Source organism: Bradyrhizobium quebecense (assembly GCF_013373795.3).
Taxonomy (GTDB): domain Bacteria; phylum Pseudomonadota; class Alphaproteobacteria; order Rhizobiales; family Xanthobacteraceae; genus Bradyrhizobium; species Bradyrhizobium quebecense.
In genome coordinates this window covers 7,073,162-7,090,767 of record NZ_CP088022.1, presented here as the reverse complement: position 1 = coordinate 7,090,767, position 17,606 = coordinate 7,073,162, and the positions used below count along the sequence as shown (strand labels likewise).

Below are 17,606 nucleotides of genomic sequence, written 5' to 3'. Positions count from 1 at the left end.
GGAGGGGCGGAGCATGAGGCGCTGCGAGTTGATTCGCGTGCTCGGTGGCACTGTCGTGGGGCTTCGGCCGCACCGCTTGCTTGTCGTCGCGATCGCCGTGTTCGCGCTGCTGCCGATCGAGGTCAGCGATGCCGGCTGGCTGCCTGATTTCTTCAAGAACCCGTCCAGGCACGCCAAAGCGCCCAAGCGCGTGAAATCGGCAAGGCCGACCAGATTGGCAAGGCACCGCGCGCCATCAAAGCAACGCGCCACGCGGCTTGCCGCCCTCGGGCCGGTCGCCCTGCCGCCTCCCGCTTCCAAGCCGGCCGCAGCAAAATGCGATCCCTCGACATTGCGGATCGTGCTCGATGTCGGACATACCGCTGAATCGGAAGGCGCGATCAGCGCGCGCAATGTCGCCGAGTTCACCTTCAACCTGCGCCTTGCGCGGCTGATCGAGGAAAAGCTGAAGGCCGACGGCTTTGCCGAAACCAGGCTGCTGCTGACCGAAGGCAAAGCGAGGCCCAGCCTGTTCAAGCGGGTCGCCGCCGCCAACAATCTGCACGCGGATCTCCTGCTGTCGGTCCATCATGATTCCGTACCCAACAAGATGCTCGAGGACTGGGAATTCGAGGGACAGAAGCGCCATTTCAGCGATCGCTTCAGCGGCTACTCGGTGTTCGTCTCCCGCAACAATCCGGACTTCAGAACTAGCCTGCTGTTCGCCGAGCTGGTCGCCAGGGAAATGAAGGCAGAGGGGCTGCAATATGCCGAGCAATACAGCCAGCCCATCATGGGCCACGACCAGCATCCCCTGCTGAACAAGGACACCGGCGTCTACAGCTACGATAAGCTCATCGTGCTGCGAAGGACCGCGATGCCCGCCGTCCTGCTGGAAGCTGGATCGATCATCAACCGGGACGAAGAACTCAAGATGGACTCGCCCGAGCGCCGCAACGCGATCAGCAGCGGCGTCGCTTCTGCCGTCAAGGAATTCTGCGAGCCGCGATGGGCTCTCCTCGGTCCGCTCTGACCGCCGAGCGATCGGCACTTCCGGCTCAGCCCGGTTTGCCGGCCTTGATCTCCGCGAATTTGGCCAGCGCCTGTTCGAATTTGGGGCTGAAGAGCCACATCGCATCGAGGATTTCGCGGAAGCTCGCGGATGTCCTTGCCCGGTCGGCGCGACCGAAAGCGAAGACGCTGTTGTTTCGCAGATATCCCATGATCCTGGGCTCGGAAATTCTGTAATTGACGAGGTCGCCTGATTTCAGCGCGGACCTGGTCGGGCTGGGAATGATCTGGATGAGCTCGAAGAGCTTCATTTGATCGATCGGATTGGGCAGCGCCTTTGCGATCGCCGGGACCTGCGGGAAAATATCCGCGTGCTCGTTCATGAGCGCATCGCGCACCGCGGTCCAGTGATTGAACCGGTGATCGAGATTGCCGACACGCGCTTCTTCCATGTCATCGCGACGGCTCAGCGCAGGATCGAGGGCCGCGATCGATTGCTTGATGGCGGCCCACTTCTTTCGACCGTTGCGATCTTCGGACGGGCCGGTCTGCAGGCTGCCCTTGTAGGTGTTCGACCGCGCATTTCCGGCATTTTGCTTGCCGCTTGTCTCGGCAAAGAACAGGCCGAGACTGATCCGGCCGGCGACCGCAGCGTCAGCGGCATCCAGACCCCTGACGCGCGCGATCACCGTCGCCAGCTCGACCACGTCCCTGAATGGCGTCTCGGAGCTTTGCGCGTTCGCGGGCGGCGCCTCCATCAGGTCGAAGAGCTTCCTGTACTCATCGAGCAGCGGCTCATTGTCGGCGTCGAAATAGGCCGGGGGGATTCCGAATCGGTTGGGTCTTCCGATTCTGGACGGAAGCGCATCGGTGAGATCCTTGTAGGCGCTCATCATCTCGACACGGGCAAGGTAGAGGGCCTGGCCCGGCAAGTCGGGCAGCGACTGACGGGAATCGATCTGCGCGCGCCGCTGGCGCAGGATCGATACGAAGTTCTTCAGGGCATTGTCGTAGGTCTTGAGCGCGGCCGATTGCTCGCTCGTGAGCGCGGCTGGCTCGGCGATGGCCGGAGACACGAAACCGTCGACGACGGCCGAGGCCAGCGACGACAACGCCACACCGGCCATCGGATGCGTCGCAACCGGCGCGAGGAGCAGCCCGAGAGAGAGCGCCGCTGCGGGCGCAGCGGCGGATGTCCTGATCGCCATGACGACTTCCCGATGCCTGTGCGTCGCCGAATCCGATAAGCCGGATAGTAGACGACGAACGCACCGGCTGCGAGGCCGAAGCCCGGCAATCGGTCAGTGTCCGTTTCTCAGCGCGGCCTCGAGCGCTTCGCTCGAGCACGGCTTGGTCAGCCGCGGCTTGCGGGCGAGCGATTCCGGCAGCCTGATGTCCGCGCCATAACCCGTGACGAACGCGAAAGGCACCTTCAGCACATCCAGCCGCTCGGCGATCACGAAGGTCTTCTCGCCCCTCACGAGGCCGACGTCGAGCAGCGCGAAATCCGGTGCGCGCTCGGCGATCAATTCGAGCGCGCGGGCGACGTTTGCAGCGGTGCGCACCGTCCGGGCGCCGAAGCCCAGGATGGTGTCCTCGAAATACAGCGAGATGATCGGATCGTCCTCGACCACGAGAACGTCACCGGGCATGCCGGCATTGGGGGCGGATTCCATGGCTCGGTGTCCATTGCTTCGATGATGGATGACAGACCGGATCAGTCCGGCCGGATGGCCCGCGACCGGCGCCCAGAAGCACGCCGGCTGTTCCCGGGATGAAACCCATCACATCGCAAGCTGCGGCGTCTGTTCACTAGTGAACATAGATCCGGGAACTTTTTCAGTATGGTCCGCGTTGGGCTTTCAGGATTTTCCAAATGATTGCGAAACGGACCGATTTGGCCGGGACGAATGACCGGCCGTTCAACAATCTCTTGCGCCGGCTGAACGCCGCCGATTACGAGCTGATCGCGCCGTATCTTGCGGTGGTCGAGGCCGCGGCCGGCGACTTGCTCTACAATCCCGGCGACGATGTCCAGATCGTGCATTTCCCATGCGGACCGAGCCTTGCGTCCTACCTGGTGGCCAACGAGGACGGCCGCGACGTCGAGACCATCCTGGTCGGCCGCGAGGGCGCGGTCGGCGGCATCGTCAGCCAGGGATTCCTGCCGGCCTTTACCCGCATCACCGTCAAGTTCGGCGGGCCCTTCGTGCGGCTGCCGATCAGCAAGCTCGACGCCGCGAAGCTGACGTCGATCTCGGTGCGCAACATCTTCGCGCGCTATGCCGACTGCATGCTGGCGCAGATGTTCCAGTCGACCGCCTGCAACGCGATCCACTCGATCGAGCAGCGCGCCGCGAAATGGATCATCTCGGCGATCGAGCGCACCAATGGCGACGGCGTGGTGCCGCTGACGCATGAGCAGCTCTCGACCTTGCTCGGCGTCGGCCGCAGCTATACCAGCCGGGTGATCCAGAACTTCAAGGCGGAAGGCGTGCTGGACACGCGTCGCGGTGCGATCGTGATCCGCGACCCCGACAAGCTCAAGCTGCGCTCCTGCCTGTGCAACGACGCAGTGAAGGATCACTTCGAGGAAGTGCTGCGCGGCGTGTATCCGAGCGAGGACAACCCGACGAACTAGGCAGGCCGGACGCTTACCTCGCCCCGCTTGCGGGGAGAGGTCGGATCGCATCGCCAGATGCAATCCGGGTGAGGGGGTACGGGTCTCACCGCGGTCACAACTCGCGGAGGCAGCCCTCACCCCAACCCTCTCCCCGTAAGAACCTATCGCATTCACACATCTGGGTTGCGATTAGCGGTAAAGCGGGATTCTCTATCGGTAGGCAAGCCGGTGGAGGTTTTGATGGCCGGGGTGGCATATGGACTGGGACGATTTGGCGATCGTCGCCTGGAAAAAGGGGGGCGCGGCTGCATGCGGCGCTGGTGGCCCGGCCTGGCTCGTGCATCCGCCGCCTCGGTGAGGACCGTGCGGGCGAGATGCAGTTTCGCCGGCTTCTTCACAATCCGTCGGTGACGGCCGCAGAGATGTCACGGCATGCCGGAGACCTCACCGGGCAGCGAGCGGCTGGTCGGCATGTTGTTGTCGCACAGGACACGTCGGAATTGATCTTGGGCGGCCGGCGGTCGCGACAATGCTACGGACCGGTCGCCAAAGGCAATGCCGCGGGTTTGTTGCTGCATGTGGCACTGGCGGTAGAGGCCGAGACGCAAGGGTTGCTCGGTCTGGTCTCGATGCAGGTCTGGAACCGTAACCGAGAGGAGTTGGCACCACGGCGCAAGCGGGCGACGGCGGCTAAGGAATCGCAACGATGGATCGAGAGCAGCGAACGGGCGGGTGAGGTACTGGCTGCGGCGGCCAGCGTCACGATGGTATCGGACCGCGAAAGCGACTTTTACGAACTGTTCGTGAAGCGTCCGCAAAACGTCGAATTGGTTGTGAGGGCCTGCCAGAATCGGCGGATCGAGGGGTCCGAAGAAGACCCGGATTTGCTGTTCACCTTCATCGACGCCCAGGCCGAACAAGGGCGCGTTGCCATGACGGTCCCCGCCGCACCAGGACGGCGCGCGCGCGATACCGAGTTCGCAGTGCGCTTCGCGCCGGTGGCCGTATGCCGGCCGCTCCATGGAGCCGATCCGACGTTGCCCGAGACGGTTCACCTGACGCTGGTCGATGTCCGCGAGGTATCGGAGCCGAAAGACGGTAGCGCACCTGTGCATTGGCGGCTTTTGACTACCCACGCTGTCGCTACATTGAACGACGCGCGTCAAGTGGTCGGCTTCTACCGGACGCGTTGGGTGATCGAGGAGTTCTTCCGTACGCTCAAGACGGCAGGCTTCGATATAGAGGAAGCCGATATCGGCGACCCGCAGGCCATGATCAACTTCGTCGCTGCTGCAGCCGTTGCGGCCATCACCATCAAGCAACTCGTCCAGGCCCGCGACGGCAACACGGATCAGCTCCTGAGCGATGCCTTCGAGCCGGACGACCAACCCATCCTCGAAGCCGTCTCCGCCCGGCTCGAAGGCAAGACCGAGCGGCAACGCAATCCGCACCCGAAGGGATCCCTGGCCTTTGTCGCTTGGGTCATCGCACGCCTCGGCGGCTGGACCGGCTACTACGGCAAGCCGGGTCCCAAAGTCATCCGCATCGGCCTTGCCAAGTTCCACGCCATCAAATACGGCGCCAATCTAAGGCTTCAGAATGTGTGAATCTGATAGCCGTAAGAACGGGGAGAGGGAGAACCTATATCGCCCAACGCGAAAATCACGCTACACTCGCCTCATGAGTGGGGCTGAACTTCACGCCGTTTTCGACGTCGCAGCATGGTGCGCGGCAGCCGTGGCGATGTGGTGGCTGTCGCGCCTGCGTGGGCTGCAATTCCCGCGGCAATCCTTCGAGCTGACGTATATCGCCGCGCTGGTGTTCGGCGCCGGCATCGGCGCCTACATCTTCGGCACGCTGAACCTGTGGTTCTCCGGCGTGCCCGGCATCGCCCGCTCGGTCGAAGGCGCGCTGGCGGGCGGCATCGTCGCGATCGAGCTCTACAAATGGCTGCACGGCATTTCGCTGCGCACCGGGGCGCGGTTCGCGCTGCCGCTTGCGGTCGGCGTCGCGGTCGGCCGGCTCGGCTGCTATTTCGCCGGACTCGAGGATTTCACCTATGGCACGCCGACCACGCTGCCCTGGGGCCATGATTTCGGCGACGGCATCCTGCGCCATCCGGTGCAGCTCTATGAAAGCCTCGCGATGGCGGCATTCGCCGCCTTCTACGTCTGGGCCGTGTTGAACCGCAACGCCGCTGTCATCACCAATGGATTCTACCTCGTGCTGTTCTACTACGGCCTGCAGCGCTTCGTGTGGGAGTTCATCAAGCCGTATGGCGCGCTGATCGGCCCGTTCTCGCTGTTCCACCTACTGTCGCTGTTTGTCATGGTCTATGCCGCCGTCATGCTGGCGACGGCCCCGAATGTGAGCTTGAAGCATGAACGCGCCGCTGCGTAAGTCCCGCCCCTACATCTTCTGGGGCCAGACCCAATCGCTTTGCGAGACCTGCCTGACCCTGGTGCCGACCAAGATCCAGATATCAGGCAACGAGGTCTGGTACGAGAAGCGCTGCAAGCAGCACGGCGTGCAGTCGACGCTGGTCTCGACCGACCAGGCCTATTGGCGGCTGTGCAAGGATTTCATCAAGCCCGGCGACCGGCCGCTGGCCTTCCAGCGCCACACCGAATTCGGCTGTCCCTATGATTGCGGGCTGTGCCCGGACCACGAGCAGCACTCCTGTCTGGCGTTGATCGAGATCACCGAGCACTGCAACCTGACCTGCCCGGTGTGCTTTGCGGAGTCTTCGCCGGTGCGAACCAGCTTCACGCCGCTGGCGAAGGTCGAGAAAATGCTCGATGCGCTGGTAGCGAGCGAGGGCGAGCCCGACCTCGTGCAGATCTCCGGCGGCGAGCCGACGCTGCATCCGGATTTCTTCGCCATCCTGGATGCGGTGCGCGCCCGCCCGATCCGCCACGTCATGATCAACACCAACGGCCTCAGAATCGCGCGCGAGCCGGACTTTGTGGCCAAGCTCGCCGAGAACAAGCGCGGGCTGGAGGTCTACCTGCAGTTCGACTCGCTGAAGCGCGAGGCGCTGGTCAATCTGCGTGGCGCGGATCTGCGCAAGATCCGCCAGCAGGCGCTGGAGAATCTCGAACGCCACGGCGTCTCGACCACGCTGGTCGCGACCATCAAGCGCGGCGTCAACGACGTCGAGATCGGCGACATCGTCCGCCACGCGCTGACCTGGACATGCGTCCGCGGCGTTACCCTGCAGCCGGTGCAGGACGCCGGCCGCAACCAGGATTTCAACAAGGACACCGACCGCATCATGCTGTCGGAGATCCGCCAGCGCGTGATCGAGACCGGGGTGTTCGGCGACAACGACATGATCCCGCTGCCGTGCAATCCCGAGAGCATCTCGATCGGCTACGGCCTGCGCAGCGGCGACAAGGTGTTGCCGCTGACCTCGCTGATCCCGCAGGAACAGCTCGTCGCCGTGATGCCCAACACGATCAGTCCGGAGAAATATCCGGTGCTCCGGGAAAAGTTCGTCGATTTGTTCTCGCTGTCGTCGGGGCCGCTGAACACCAGCGAGCGAGTCTGCGAATTGCTGTGCTGCCTGCCGAGCTTCGAGGTGCCGGACGGCCTGACTTACGAGAACGTGTTCCGCGTCACCATCGTGCAGTTTCTCGATCGCTTCAACTTCTGCGTCGGCAACGTCAAACGAAGCTGCATCCACTTCGTCACCGAGAGCGGCGCGATCATCCCGTTCGACACCTACAACCTGTTCTATCGCGACGGAAAGATCGACGGCATCCGCGCGAGCCTGGCCGGGCAAACCTATCGGGAGGCCCGGCAAGGTGAGGAGGTGCCGCGATGAGCGACGACGACCGCCCCATCAATCCGGATGGATCTCTGCCCTCGCTGCCCCCGCCCCTTCCGCCACCACGCGGCGGCTGCGCGACTGCGTTCATGGTGCTGTTCGGGCTGATCCTTCTTCTGCCCGGGCTCTGCGCCCTCCTGTTCGGGTTCGGCGTCCTGAGCGAGTCGAGAACCGATCCCTCCATTCTCTTCCTGATCCTGCTCGGGCTCGCGGTCTGCTTTGCCGGTGTGATGCTGATCCGCGCCGCGATCAAGGGAAGCTCATGAGCAATTCCGACACGCCCCCGCCAACGGAACCGCCGCGGCAGGAATCGCGCCTGCCGCGTGGTTGCGCGATTTTCATGCTGATCGTCGGGGTGCTGCTGCTGATCCCGGGCGCCCTCTGTGTGGTCCTCAGTGTCACTCTGGGTGGGTCCAACGACCCGATCACCGGCCTTGCGGTGCTTGTGACGCTTGGCGGGCTCGGGCTGATTGTGTTCGCGCGGGCGCAGAAGCGAGGCTGAATCGGCCCCGAAAAGCCCCTCAAAACCGGCTTCCGGAGCGAAAATCAGGCACTTAAACCGCCAATAAACCGTTGTTTTTTGACGTTTTCTGACTATATTGCGCCGCAACGCGCAAGGTGCCCGGTCCTCTGACCGGGCTTCCTTTTTGGGGTGATGCGTCCCCGTCAAATTTCTTGGGTATGAGCGTGATCCGGGCCCCGATTGGGCCACGTGAGCGAGCGGCCGGCCAAACTGGTCCGGCGAGATCGCGCATCTGACCATTGCACGACCAGAAGAAGAGCCATGAACCTTCGTAACGTCGCCATCATCGCCCACGTCGACCACGGCAAGACCACCCTCGTCGACCGCCTGCTGCAGCAATCCGGGACCTATCGCGAGAACCAGAAGGTCACCGAGCGCGCCATGGACTCCAACGATCTGGAGCGTGAGCGCGGCATCACCATTCTGGCCAAGGCGGCCTCGGTGCAGTGGAAAGATACCCGCATCAACATCGTCGACACCCCCGGCCACGCCGATTTCGGCGGCGAGGTCGAGCGCATCCTCAACATGGTGGACGGCGCGCTGGTGCTGGTCGATGCCGCCGAGGGCCCGCTGCCGCAGACCAAGTTCGTGGTGTCGAAAGCGCTCAAGGTCGGTCTGAAGCCGATCGTCGTGATCAACAAGGTCGACCGCCCCGACGCACGCCCGACCGAAGTCATCAATGAGGTGTTCGACCTGTTCGCCGCACTCGATGCCTCCGAGGAGCAGCTCGACTTCCCGATCCTGTACGGGTCGGCCAAGCAGGGCTGGATGGGCGACAGCCCGGAAGCTTCGCATGACGCCGGCATGCAGCCGCTGTTCGACCTGATCGTGCGCCATGTCGCGCCGCCGAAGGTCGAAGAGGGCCCATTCCGCATGATCGGCACCATCCTCGAAGCCAACCCCTATCTCGGCCGCATCATCACCGGCCGCATCTCATCGGGTTCCATCAAGCCGAACCAGGCCGTGAAGGTGCTTGGCGCCGACGGCAAGACCATTGAGCAGGGCCGTATCACCAAAATCCTCGCCTTCCGCGGCATCGAGCGCACCCCGCTGGAGGAAGCCGACGCCGGCGACATCGTCGCGATCGCGGGCCTCACCAAGGGCACCGTCGCCGACACCTTCTGCGACCCCACGGTCGAGACGCCACTGCCGGCACAGCCGATCGATCCGCCGACGGTGTCGATGTCGTTCATCGTCAACAACTCGCCGCTCGCCGGCACCGAAGGCGACAAGGTGACCTCGCGCATGATCCGCGACCGCCTGATGCGCGAGGCCGAGGGCAATGTCGCGCTGCGCGTCGTCGAGGCCGCCGACAAGGATTCAATGGAAGTCTCCGGCCGCGGCGAATTGCAGCTTGCGATCCTGATCGAGACCATGCGCCGCGAGGGTTTTGAGCTCTCGGTGTCGCGCCCGCGCGTCGTGCTGCAGAAGGACGAGGCGACCGGCGCGTGGCAGGAGCCGATCGAAGAGGTCGTGATCGACGTCGACGAGGAGCATTCCGGCGTCGTCGTGCAGAAGATGAGCGAGCGCAAGGCCGAGATGATCGAGATGCGCCCGTCCGGCGGCAACCGCCTGCGGCTGGTGTTCTACGCGCCGACCCGCGGCCTGATCGGCTACCAGGGCGAACTGCTGACCGACACCCGCGGCACCGCGATCATGAACCGTATCTTCCACGGCTATGCCGCCTACAAGGGCGAGATCCAGGGCCGCCGCAACGGCGTGCTGATCTCCAACGACCAGGGCGAGGCGGTGGCCTATGCGATGTTCAAGCTGGAAGACCGCGGCCCGATGATGATCGAGCCGGGCTGGAAGGTCTACAAGGGCATGATCGTCGGCGAGCACACCCGCGACAACGACCTCGAGATCAACGTGCTGAAGGGCAAGCAGCTCACCAACATCCGCACCACCTCGAAGGACGAAGCGGTGCGCCTGACGCCGCCGATCCGGATGACCCTGGAAAAGGCACTCGCCTATATCGAGGACGACGAGCTCGTCGAGGTGACGCCGAAGTCGATCCGGCTGCGCAAGAAGCATCTCGATCCGAACGACCGCAAGCGCGCCGAAAAGGCCAAAGAGGCTGTAGCTTAAGCCCGTCTGTCATGCCCCGGCACCGGGTCGGCGCGAAGCGCCGTCCGATGACCAACACCTCCGGGGCACCCAGTACGCCGCGGCCTGTCCGCTCAATCATCACCGTCTCTGGAATACTGGATCGCCGCATGCACGGGTGATGACAGTTATGCGCGTGGTGACTTCAGGCGTCTTTCCAGACGTGCTAGAGTCGGGCTATGAGTTCCCTCCCCTCCACGATCGATGTCGCCATCATCGGCGCCGGCGCTGCGGGCCTCGGCGCCGCGCATGCGCTGAAGGGCACCGGCCTTTCCGCCATCGTTCTGGAAGCCCGCGACCGCCTCGGCGGCCGCGCCCATACGATCCAGGCCGCACCTGACGTGGTGTTCGACGTCGGCTGCGGCTGGCTGCACTCGGCCGACCAGAACAGCTTTGTCGGCATCGCCCAGCAGCTTGGCTTCGAGCTCAACAAGGACCTGCCGCCGTGGCGCGAGCGCGCCTATGGCAAGGCATTCCCGCAGACCGACCGCGACGCGTTCATGCTTGCGCTCGACCAGTTCTACGACCGCATCGAGCAGGCCGCGCGCGGCGGCAAGGACGCATCCGCCGATCGCTATCTCGAGCCCGGCAACCGCTGGAACCCGATGATCGATGCGATCTCGACCTATGTGAACGGCTGCGAGCTCGACCAGCTCTCGATCCTCGACTTCGACGCCTATGAGGACAGCAACGTCAATTGGCGCGTCAAGCGCGGCTATGGCGCGCTGGTCGCAGCTTATGGCGAGCCAGTACCGGTCGCGCGGAACTGCGAGGTCCGGCTGATCGATCACGCAGGCCCGCGCCTGCGCATCGAGACATCGCGCGGCGTGCTTGAGGCGGACAAGGTGATCGTCACCGTGCCGACCAATCTGATCGCCGACGAGGCGATCCGCTTTTCGCCCGCGCTGCCGGGCAAGCTCGATGCCGCGCGCGGCCTGCCGCTCGGCCTCGCCGACAAGGTGACGCTGGCGCTCGCCGAGCCCGAGGCGCTACCCAAGGAAGGCAATCTGCGCGGCGCCACCATGCGCACCGAGATGGGCACCTATCACATCCGCCCGTTCGGCCAGCCCTGCATCGAAGGCTTCTTCGGCGGCCGCTTTGCGCGAGAGCTTGAAGACGCCGGCGACGGCGCCATCGCCGCCCACAGCATCGACGAGATCGTCTCCTTCCTCGGCAACGATTTCCGCCGCAAGCTAAGGCCGCTCAGCGAATCCCGCTGGGCGCACGACCCGTTCGCCCGCGGCTCCTACTCGCACGCGCTGCCCGGCCACGCCGACAAGCGCGCCGTGCTGGCCGCGCCGGTCGACGGCCGGCTGTTCTTCGCCGGCGAGGCCACCTCGCCGCATTTCTTCTCGACCGCGCATGGCGCGCGGGACTCGGGCGAGCGGGCGGCGAAGGAAGTGGTGGCGGCCATCGCTCCTAGCTCTCAGTAGCTGGATGTATCGCTTAGACTGATCTACTCTGTCGCAATAGATGCCGTACTCGCGATAGATTAAGGCCTCAAAATGAACAGTCTTGAAGATGGCTGGGCGTGGACAGACATGACTTTCTCCGAGTGGAGCATGGCCGTCAATCGACGGCTCAAGGATATTTACGCGATCAGCATTGCCGACGCGGGTATCGACCGCAAGCTTCTCAAGTCCCATTGGGAAGAGAAGGAAGCTCCGTTTGATTTTGTGTCGTGGTTTGGAAACAAATACGATCTCGACCCGAGGCAAATGTTTGGCCACGTGTGGATGAAATAATTTCTCCTTGTTGAACGAAAATGGCCGACGAGAATAGATTCGGATTGGATTGGAGCGATGATGAAGTAGACTTCATCATCGCCGATTATTTCGAGATGCTCCGCGCGGAACTGAATGGTGTCGACTACAATAAATCTGCGCATCGCCGCTCTCTTGTGGAGCGCATAGGGCGAACGGAAGGATCGGTCGAACGCAAGCACCAGAACATTTCCGCGGTTCTCATTGAGCTCGCGCTGCCGACAATCTCTGGCTACAAGCCACTTCCAAATTTCCAAAAGTCGATTATCGAAGGCATCGAGCGCTATTTGACCCGCAATCCGGGAGATTTGATTCCAGAGCCGTCGGCTAAGAGCTTTGGCGAAGCGCCGAGTCTATTTGTCGAACAGCCGCCAGTCCTTCAGACTGTCGCTCATAGAGATAGGGAGCTGGTGCGCTTGGTCAGGAAGTTTGACCCCGTTGAGCGCGACTTCCGGAACAGGTCTTTGGGAAAGGCAGGCGAAGAACTAATCTTTGCCTTTGAGCGGCAGCGTCTGATTACACATGACCGCACGGACCTTGCGCGGAAAGTTAGATGGGTCTCCCAAGAAGATGGAGATGGAGATGGAGCCGGGTACGACATCCATTCGTTCGATCACAACGGTTCAGAGCGTCTGATCGAGGTCAAGACAACCAACGGTCTTCAAACCACCCCGTTCTATCTGACAAGGAACGAACTTTCCTTTTCAAACGAGAGGCCAAGGGAATTTCCGCATATGTCGACTTTACGACTTCTCCAGAAAGCCAAAATTGTTCGAACTAGAGCCTCCCATCGAAAAACTTGTTCGACTTGAGCCGCTCTCCTTCGCGGCGTCATTTCATTGATGGCGGCACGCAGTTTGAGTAAGGCCCACTTGTTCCGTTGACAAGCTACTCCAGCACCCTCGCCCGCATATCCGCATCCGGCACGAAACACGTCTCGTATTTCCCGAAGATCTTGTAGCGATTGCGTGCGATGAGACTGTAGACTGCGTCGCGCAGCGGCTTAGGCACCGCGAACAGCACGCGGGTCCAGCGCCAGCCGGGGAGATGGCTCAGCACCGTCAGTGCCGCGTCCGACTTCATCCAGGCGATGCCGCCATGGACCACGGCGTTGGTGTCGGGATCGTCGGGGTCGATGCCGAAAGTCTTTGCCAGCCGCGTGCCGTAGTCGGACTGGATCGGCGTGAAGCGGAAGCGGCGCGTTGTGTCGCGGGCGATGACGAAGCGAACCCAGCGTGAGCAGAAGATGCAGACGCCGTCGTAGAGGATCACGTCGTCATCCGGCCACTTTCTCATCTTGATTTCCTTCGACGCGTTTTCTTCACGCGAACCGGTTCCCACTTCGCTCGAAAACGCTACCGGTTATCCAACATCAGCAACGCGACCAGCATCAGCACGATTGCAGGCCCGGTCTTCACCAGCGCGCCGAGCGGTTCGATCCAGAGATCGGGCGTCAGGATCGCCGATCCGGCCATGTAGCCGAGCGAAGCGATGATGCCTGCAACAAGACCGAACGCCGCCGTGCGGCGGAAGGCGATCAGCACACCGATGCTGATGTCCATCAGGCTGGTCAAGACCGTCACCGGCCCGACCAGGGCGGGCGGGAAATGGTGCGCGTTCAGGATGCCGGCTGCCGCGTCATAGGAGATGACCAGGGCGATGAAGCCGGACGCGACCCAGAACAGCACGAGGCTTGCAAAGATCAGCGCCTTGATCAGGAACAGCCGGGCGAACCATTTGTCCTGGATGGTCGCCGGGCGGCCGCCGACGGCTTGCGCGATGGTCTTCGGCACGATGCCGGTCGCTTCCATCCAGGCCGAGGGATTGCCGGTGACGCCGCGGCGCAATTCGGCGATCGCGTTGGAGCGCAGCGGCGGCATCCAGCCGAGGCGGCTCGTGAGATCGCCGAGGCGGGCGCCGAGATCGATCAGGAACGGCGGCGTCGGAAGGCGGACATGTTTCGCCGTGCCGAACGACCAGCGAAACTTAGCGATGACGCCGCCGAGCGAGATGGGTTGCGGCTGCATCAGATCCCATGTCACCGATCGCACCGCTTCATCGGCGACGTCGCGCGAAGCGAGCCACGCGATGGTGGCGGCGATATCCTCGACTACAACCGGTTGGAACGGCGTCGCGGCCTCGTCGGCCGGCAGATCGACCGGCAGCGCCGCCAGCGCGCGCAGCATGGCGCTGCCGCCATAGGCCGCAGGCGCGATGACAAAACCCGGGCGCAGGATTGCGTGTGCGATCCCGGACGCCGCGATCAGCCGTTCGGCCTCGCGCTTGGTGGTGCTGAAGGCCGTGCGGTCCTCACCATCCGTGCCCGGAATCGAAATGTGGACGAGACGGATGGCGCGGTGGCTGCCCCTGACAGCCTGCAACAGCCGCGCGACGAAATCGCGATGCACGGCGCGGGTGTCGCTACCCGGACCGTCCTGCAGCACGCCGAGGCAATTGACGACGATGTCCGCCTCGTGGGTGCGAAGCAGCTGCGTCAGTGCCGCCGCTTCCATCGACATCACCGGAAGCTCGAGGTCGGCCGCGCTCATCTTTTGCGCCGACTTGAAATGCCGCGCGATCCCGACCACGTGAAAGCCGCGCGCTCTCAGGTCGTCGGTGACATAGCGCCCGATCAATCCTGACGCGCCGAGCACGAGGATGTTGTGTGATGCGTCGTCACTCATGGGTGTCGGATCATGCGCTAAAATGGCTTTGCGATCATCAGCCACAGGATGATCATCACCGATCCGAAGCCGGGAATCCCGAACAGGAACCAGCGGCGAAACAGCGCATCGTAGCGCGGCGGCAGCGGGAGACCTTTGTCGGCGGCCGCCTGCGCGAGGTCGCGCATCTCCATCTGCATGAAGATGACGGGAACCCAGAACACGCCGGCCAGCGCGTAGAGCGCCAGCGAAACCAACAGCCAGCGTTCGGTCAGGCTTGTGGCCGACAGCATCATCAGCAGTCCGCCGCTCACCGGCTGCAGCAGCACGGCGCTCAGCGTGAAGATCATGTCCGCGATCACGACGGTCGCCGCCGTGCGCGCGATGAAAGCCGCATCATGCGTGCGATGCGCCGCCAGCATGAAGAAGGCGATGCCGGTCCCGGTGCCGAGGATCACGATGGCGCCGAGCACATGCAGATATTTGATCAGGAAGTAGAGCGTCATTGCAGTCCGCTCGCGATCGGGCCGGGTTCGGCGCGCACAGATACCGCTGCTGCCATAGGCCGGGCGTGCACGAAAATCCACCGCGGCGGCGCACTGGGAGTACCCACATCGCGTCTGGATCGCTCGCCAAATCGTGCCGGCGAATCAGCCTTGAATGAGCTTTTTCCAAGCGACGGCAGTGTCATATTGCGCGCGCGATTCACGCTTTGCACAGGCCCGGACCAGCGATTGGTCGCTTGAACCCGGCAAGTGTCCTTTTTCGGAACAAGTTTTCATGACACTGATGCAAAAAATCCACAGGTTAACCGATAATTAACGATGGACCTTGAAGGCGGCCCTCCGACTTGCTTTGATTGCAAGCATGAGCACAACGCTGATCGAGGTCCGGCCGGCCAAAGCTGCAGACGCAGCCTCGGTGGCGTCTACCCATGACGAAGCCTGGCGCTCGGCGTATCAGGGAATCATCCCCGGCGCCGAACTTGAAAAGCTGATCAATCGCCGTGGCCCGCAGTGGTGGGACAGTGCCATCCGCAAGGGCAGCCGCGTCAGCGTGCTGGTGTTCGGCGACCGGATCGCGGGCTACGCCAATTACGGCCGCAACCGCGCCCGCAGCCTGCATTTCGAAGGCGAGATCTACGAGCTCTACCTGCGGCCGGAATTCCAGGGCCTCGGCTTCGGCCGGCGCCTGTTCGCCGCAGCCCGCCGCGACCTCCTGCAGAGCGGCCTGAAGACCATGGTGATCTGGGCGCTTTCCGACAACGAGTCGGCGACCGAGTTTTACCGCGCCCTGGGCGGCCGCATGGTGGCGCGCTCCTCGGAGCGGTTCGGGCCGAAGTCGCTCGACAAGGTCGCTTTCGCCTGGTCCAACTGAAAATCCTGCTTCTCTCGCAGCTGCAGCAAGGCTAAACAGCCTGAGCGCTTGCGCGCGACGGCCAGCCCGGCTCCCAAGGCCGGGCCTGAAGCTGTTTCGCGGCCTGGCGGCGCCAAGCAAAAAATCACATCCTTTTCAACTTCCAAAGGCCACGCGGAGCAATCCATGCGTATCGACGCCATATCGATCGGAAAAAATCCGCCCCACGACGTCAACGTCATCATCGAGGTTGCCGTCGGCGGCGAGCCCATTAAGTACGAAATGGACAAGGAGGCCGGCACGCTGGTGGTGGACCGCTTCCTCTACACGCCGATGCGTTATCCCGGCAATTACGGCTTCATCCCGCACACGCTGTCGGGCGACGGCGATCCCTGCGACGTGCTGATCGTCAACACCCGCGCGATCGTGCCGGGCGCCGTGATGAGCGTCCGCGTGGTCGGCGTGCTGCTGATGGAAGACGAGGCCGGCGGTGACGAGAAGATCATCGCGGTGCCGTCATCGAAGCTGACCCAGCGCTACGACAAGGTGCAGAACTATAACGACCTGCCCGACATCACGCTGCAGCAGATCCAGCACTTCTTCGAGCACTACAAGGACCTCGAGAAGGGCAAGTGGGTGAAGGTGCTGCGCTGGGGCGACGCCGACGAAGCCCGCAAGCTGATCCTGGAAGGCATCGAGCGCGCAAAGAAGAAGTAATCTTAACCCCGCCCCGCTTGCGGGGAGAGGTCAGATCGCATCGCAAGATGCGATCCGGGTGAGGTGGTACAGATTCCCTCAGCCGTCAGCACTTGCGGAGAGAGCCCCTCACCCCAACCCTCTCCCCGCAACAGCGGGGCGAGGGAGTAGATCAGACCGCCGGCGCCGGCAGGCCGGCAATCGCGCAGGCGGCACGCAGGGTGTTGACCAAAAGGCACGCCACCGTCATCTGCCCGACGCCGCCAGGCACCGGCGTGATCGCGCCGGCGACGCCAAGCGCTTCCTGGAATGCGACATCGCCGACCAGCTTCGGCTTGCCGCCGGGCACCGGAATGCGGTTGATGCCGACATCGATCACGGTCGCGCCCGGCTTCAGCCAGTCGCCACGCACCATCTCCGGACGGCCGACCGCGGCATAGACCAGATCGGCCTGGGCGCAGAGCTTCGGCAGATCGCGCGAGCGCGAATGCGCGATCGTCACCGTCGCGTTCTCGTTCAGCAGCAATTGCACCAGCGGACGGCCGACCAGATTGGAGCGACCGACCACGATCGCGTTCATGCCCTCGAGCGAGGGGTGCACGCTCTTGGTCAGGATGATGCAGCCGAGCGGCGTGCAGGGCGACAGCGCGGCAAGACCGCCGGCGAGCCGGCCGGCATTATTCGGATGCAGGCCGTCGACGTCCTTGGCCGGGTCGATCGCGTTGATGACGGTTTCGGTGTGCAGCGATTTCGGCAGCGGCAGCTGCACCAGGATGCCATGCATCTGGGGATCGCGGTTGAGCTGTGCGATCAGCGCCAGCAGATCGGCCTGCGACACGTCCTCCGGCAGCTTGTGCTCGAACGAGGCCATCCCGGCGGCCTGCGTCTGGGTGTGCTTGCTGCGGACATAGACCTCGCTCGCCGGATCATGGCCGACCAGCACGACGGCGAGCCCCGGCGTCAGCGCATGGTCGCGCTTGACGCGGGCGGCCTCGGCGGCGACGCGGGTGCGAAGCTCGGCGGCGATGGCTTTTCCGTCGATGATGCGAGCAGTCAT

Annotated in this window: 19 protein-coding genes; 13 read left to right on the top strand and 6 right to left on the bottom strand. The window is 63.5% G+C overall.

What is annotated here, in order from left to right:
• The first annotated feature begins 13 nt into the window (after positions 1–13).
• Complete coding sequence (locus HU230_RS34060) at positions 14–1,012, top strand: N-acetylmuramoyl-L-alanine amidase family protein (RefSeq protein WP_224943872.1); 999 nt, start codon at positions 14–16, stop codon at positions 1,010–1,012.
• A gap of 25 nt (positions 1,013–1,037) precedes the next feature.
• Here the strand turns inward: HU230_RS34060 and HU230_RS34055 are convergent, their stop codons facing one another.
• Both HU230_RS34055 and HU230_RS34050 read right to left on the bottom strand, forming a co-directional pair.
• Complete coding sequence (locus tag HU230_RS34055; protein ID WP_176534429.1) at positions 1,038–2,198, bottom strand: hypothetical protein; 1,161 nt, start codon at positions 2,196–2,198, stop codon at positions 1,038–1,040.
• Between the two features lie 93 nt (positions 2,199–2,291).
• Positions 2,292–2,666, bottom strand: a complete 375-nt coding sequence (locus tag HU230_RS34050) for a response regulator (RefSeq protein WP_176534430.1) — start codon at positions 2,664–2,666, stop codon at positions 2,292–2,294.
• 200 nt (positions 2,667–2,866) lie between these two features.
• On the opposite strand from HU230_RS34050, the gene HU230_RS34045 reads away from it, so the two are divergent.
• From HU230_RS34045 to HU230_RS34000, 10 genes are all read left to right on the top strand, one after another.
• Positions 2,867–3,631: a Crp/Fnr family transcriptional regulator gene (locus HU230_RS34045; RefSeq protein WP_176534431.1), complete on the top strand. Its 765-nt coding sequence runs from the start codon at positions 2,867–2,869 to the stop codon at positions 3,629–3,631.
• Between the two features lie 302 nt (positions 3,632–3,933).
• On the top strand, positions 3,934–5,220 hold the full coding sequence (locus HU230_RS34040) for an IS4 family transposase (protein WP_224943361.1): 1,287 nt from the start codon (positions 3,934–3,936) through the stop codon (positions 5,218–5,220).
• A gap of 73 nt (positions 5,221–5,293) precedes the next feature.
• Positions 5,294–6,013 (top strand): prolipoprotein diacylglyceryl transferase, encoded by a 720-nt coding sequence (locus HU230_RS34035; protein ID WP_176534432.1) that lies wholly within the window; start codon positions 5,294–5,296, stop codon positions 6,011–6,013.
• A complete protein-coding gene (locus HU230_RS34030; protein ID WP_176534433.1) occupies positions 5,994–7,439 on the top strand; it encodes a radical SAM protein in 1,446 nt (481 codons plus the stop codon). The genes HU230_RS34035 and HU230_RS34030 overlap by 20 nt, the downstream gene beginning before the upstream one ends.
• Positions 7,436–7,708, top strand: coding sequence for a hypothetical protein (locus HU230_RS34025; RefSeq protein ID WP_176534434.1), 273 nt, complete (start codon positions 7,436–7,438; stop codon positions 7,706–7,708). The genes HU230_RS34030 and HU230_RS34025 overlap by 4 nt, the downstream gene beginning before the upstream one ends.
• Positions 7,705–7,944, top strand: a complete 240-nt coding sequence (locus HU230_RS34020; protein WP_092121303.1) for a hypothetical protein — start codon at positions 7,705–7,707, stop codon at positions 7,942–7,944. The genes HU230_RS34025 and HU230_RS34020 overlap by 4 nt, the downstream gene beginning before the upstream one ends.
• A gap of 282 nt (positions 7,945–8,226) precedes the next feature.
• On the top strand, positions 8,227–10,053 hold the full coding sequence (typA, locus tag HU230_RS34015; protein WP_176534435.1) for a translational GTPase TypA: 1,827 nt from the start codon (positions 8,227–8,229) through the stop codon (positions 10,051–10,053).
• Positions 10,054–10,250: 197 nt separating this feature from the next.
• The gene (locus HU230_RS34010; RefSeq protein WP_176534436.1) at positions 10,251–11,504 is read left to right on the top strand and encodes a flavin monoamine oxidase family protein; all 1,254 of its coding nucleotides are present in this window, start codon (positions 10,251–10,253) and stop codon (positions 11,502–11,504) included.
• 72 nt (positions 11,505–11,576) lie between these two features.
• Complete coding sequence (locus HU230_RS34005) at positions 11,577–11,816, top strand: hypothetical protein (RefSeq protein WP_176534437.1); 240 nt, start codon at positions 11,577–11,579, stop codon at positions 11,814–11,816.
• Between the two features lie 20 nt (positions 11,817–11,836).
• A complete protein-coding gene (locus HU230_RS34000) occupies positions 11,837–12,646 on the top strand; it encodes a protein NO VEIN domain-containing protein (protein ID WP_224943869.1) in 810 nt (269 codons plus the stop codon).
• A gap of 76 nt (positions 12,647–12,722) precedes the next feature.
• Here HU230_RS34000 and HU230_RS33995 read toward each other — a convergent pair whose 3' ends face one another.
• The 3 genes from HU230_RS33995 to HU230_RS33985 are packed head-to-tail and all read right to left on the bottom strand — an operon-like array spanning position 12,723 to position 15,003.
• Positions 12,723–13,130 (bottom strand): thiol-disulfide oxidoreductase DCC family protein, encoded by a 408-nt coding sequence (locus HU230_RS33995; RefSeq protein WP_176534438.1) that lies wholly within the window; start codon positions 13,128–13,130, stop codon positions 12,723–12,725.
• 59 nt (positions 13,131–13,189) lie between these two features.
• Entirely contained in the window at positions 13,190–14,518 is a 1,329-nt protein-coding gene (locus HU230_RS33990; RefSeq protein ID WP_176534439.1) for an SDR family oxidoreductase, read from the bottom strand.
• A 17-nt stretch (positions 14,519–14,535) separates the two neighbouring features.
• A complete protein-coding gene (locus tag HU230_RS33985; protein ID WP_176534440.1) occupies positions 14,536–15,003 on the bottom strand; it encodes a DUF2269 family protein in 468 nt (155 codons plus the stop codon).
• Between the two features lie 361 nt (positions 15,004–15,364).
• On the opposite strand from HU230_RS33985, the gene HU230_RS33980 reads away from it, so the two are divergent.
• Both HU230_RS33980 and ppa read left to right on the top strand, forming a co-directional pair.
• Entirely contained in the window at positions 15,365–15,874 is a 510-nt protein-coding gene (locus HU230_RS33980) for a GNAT family N-acetyltransferase (RefSeq protein WP_176534441.1), read from the top strand.
• A gap of 165 nt (positions 15,875–16,039) precedes the next feature.
• A complete protein-coding gene (ppa, locus tag HU230_RS33975) occupies positions 16,040–16,570 on the top strand; it encodes an inorganic diphosphatase (RefSeq protein ID WP_028343771.1) in 531 nt (176 codons plus the stop codon).
• A gap of 151 nt (positions 16,571–16,721) precedes the next feature.
• Here ppa and HU230_RS33970 read toward each other — a convergent pair whose 3' ends face one another.
• Positions 16,722–17,606, bottom strand: coding sequence for a bifunctional methylenetetrahydrofolate dehydrogenase/methenyltetrahydrofolate cyclohydrolase (locus HU230_RS33970; protein WP_176534442.1), 885 nt, complete (start codon positions 17,604–17,606; stop codon positions 16,722–16,724).

Bases quoted from the DNA above. Each gene is read 5' to 3' on its own strand.
- HU230_RS34000 (WP_224943869.1), top strand. From the start codon at position 11,837: ATGGCCGACGAGAATAGATTCGGATTGGATTGGAGCGATGATGAAGTA.
- HU230_RS34010 (WP_176534436.1), top strand. From the start codon at position 10,251: ATGAGTTCCCTCCCCTCCACGATCGATGTCGCCATCATCGGCGCCGGC.
- HU230_RS34030 (WP_176534433.1), top strand. From the start codon at position 5,994: ATGAACGCGCCGCTGCGTAAGTCCCGCCCCTACATCTTCTGGGGCCAG.
- HU230_RS33970 (WP_176534442.1), bottom strand. From the start codon at position 17,606: ATGACTGCTCGCATCATCGACGGAAAAGCCATCGCCGCCGAGCTTCGC.
- HU230_RS34025 (WP_176534434.1), top strand. From the start codon at position 7,436: ATGAGCGACGACGACCGCCCCATCAATCCGGATGGATCTCTGCCCTCG.
- HU230_RS34055 (WP_176534429.1), bottom strand. From the start codon at position 2,198: ATGGCGATCAGGACATCCGCCGCTGCGCCCGCAGCGGCGCTCTCTCTC.
- HU230_RS34060 (WP_224943872.1), top strand. From the start codon at position 14: ATGAGGCGCTGCGAGTTGATTCGCGTGCTCGGTGGCACTGTCGTGGGG.
- HU230_RS34050 (WP_176534430.1), bottom strand. From the start codon at position 2,666: ATGGAATCCGCCCCCAATGCCGGCATGCCCGGTGACGTTCTCGTGGTC.
- HU230_RS33980 (WP_176534441.1), top strand. From the start codon at position 15,365: ATGAGCACAACGCTGATCGAGGTCCGGCCGGCCAAAGCTGCAGACGCA.
- HU230_RS34035 (WP_176534432.1), top strand. From the start codon at position 5,294: ATGAGTGGGGCTGAACTTCACGCCGTTTTCGACGTCGCAGCATGGTGC.
- HU230_RS33985 (WP_176534440.1), bottom strand. From the start codon at position 15,003: ATGACGCTCTACTTCCTGATCAAATATCTGCATGTGCTCGGCGCCATC.
- HU230_RS34020 (WP_092121303.1), top strand. From the start codon at position 7,705: ATGAGCAATTCCGACACGCCCCCGCCAACGGAACCGCCGCGGCAGGAA.
- ppa (WP_028343771.1), top strand. From the start codon at position 16,040: ATGCGTATCGACGCCATATCGATCGGAAAAAATCCGCCCCACGACGTC.
- HU230_RS33990 (WP_176534439.1), bottom strand. From the start codon at position 14,518: ATGAGTGACGACGCATCACACAACATCCTCGTGCTCGGCGCGTCAGGA.
- HU230_RS34045 (WP_176534431.1), top strand. From the start codon at position 2,867: ATGATTGCGAAACGGACCGATTTGGCCGGGACGAATGACCGGCCGTTC.
- HU230_RS34005 (WP_176534437.1), top strand. From the start codon at position 11,577: ATGAACAGTCTTGAAGATGGCTGGGCGTGGACAGACATGACTTTCTCC.
- HU230_RS33995 (WP_176534438.1), bottom strand. From the start codon at position 13,130: ATGAGAAAGTGGCCGGATGACGACGTGATCCTCTACGACGGCGTCTGC.
- typA (WP_176534435.1), top strand. From the start codon at position 8,227: ATGAACCTTCGTAACGTCGCCATCATCGCCCACGTCGACCACGGCAAG.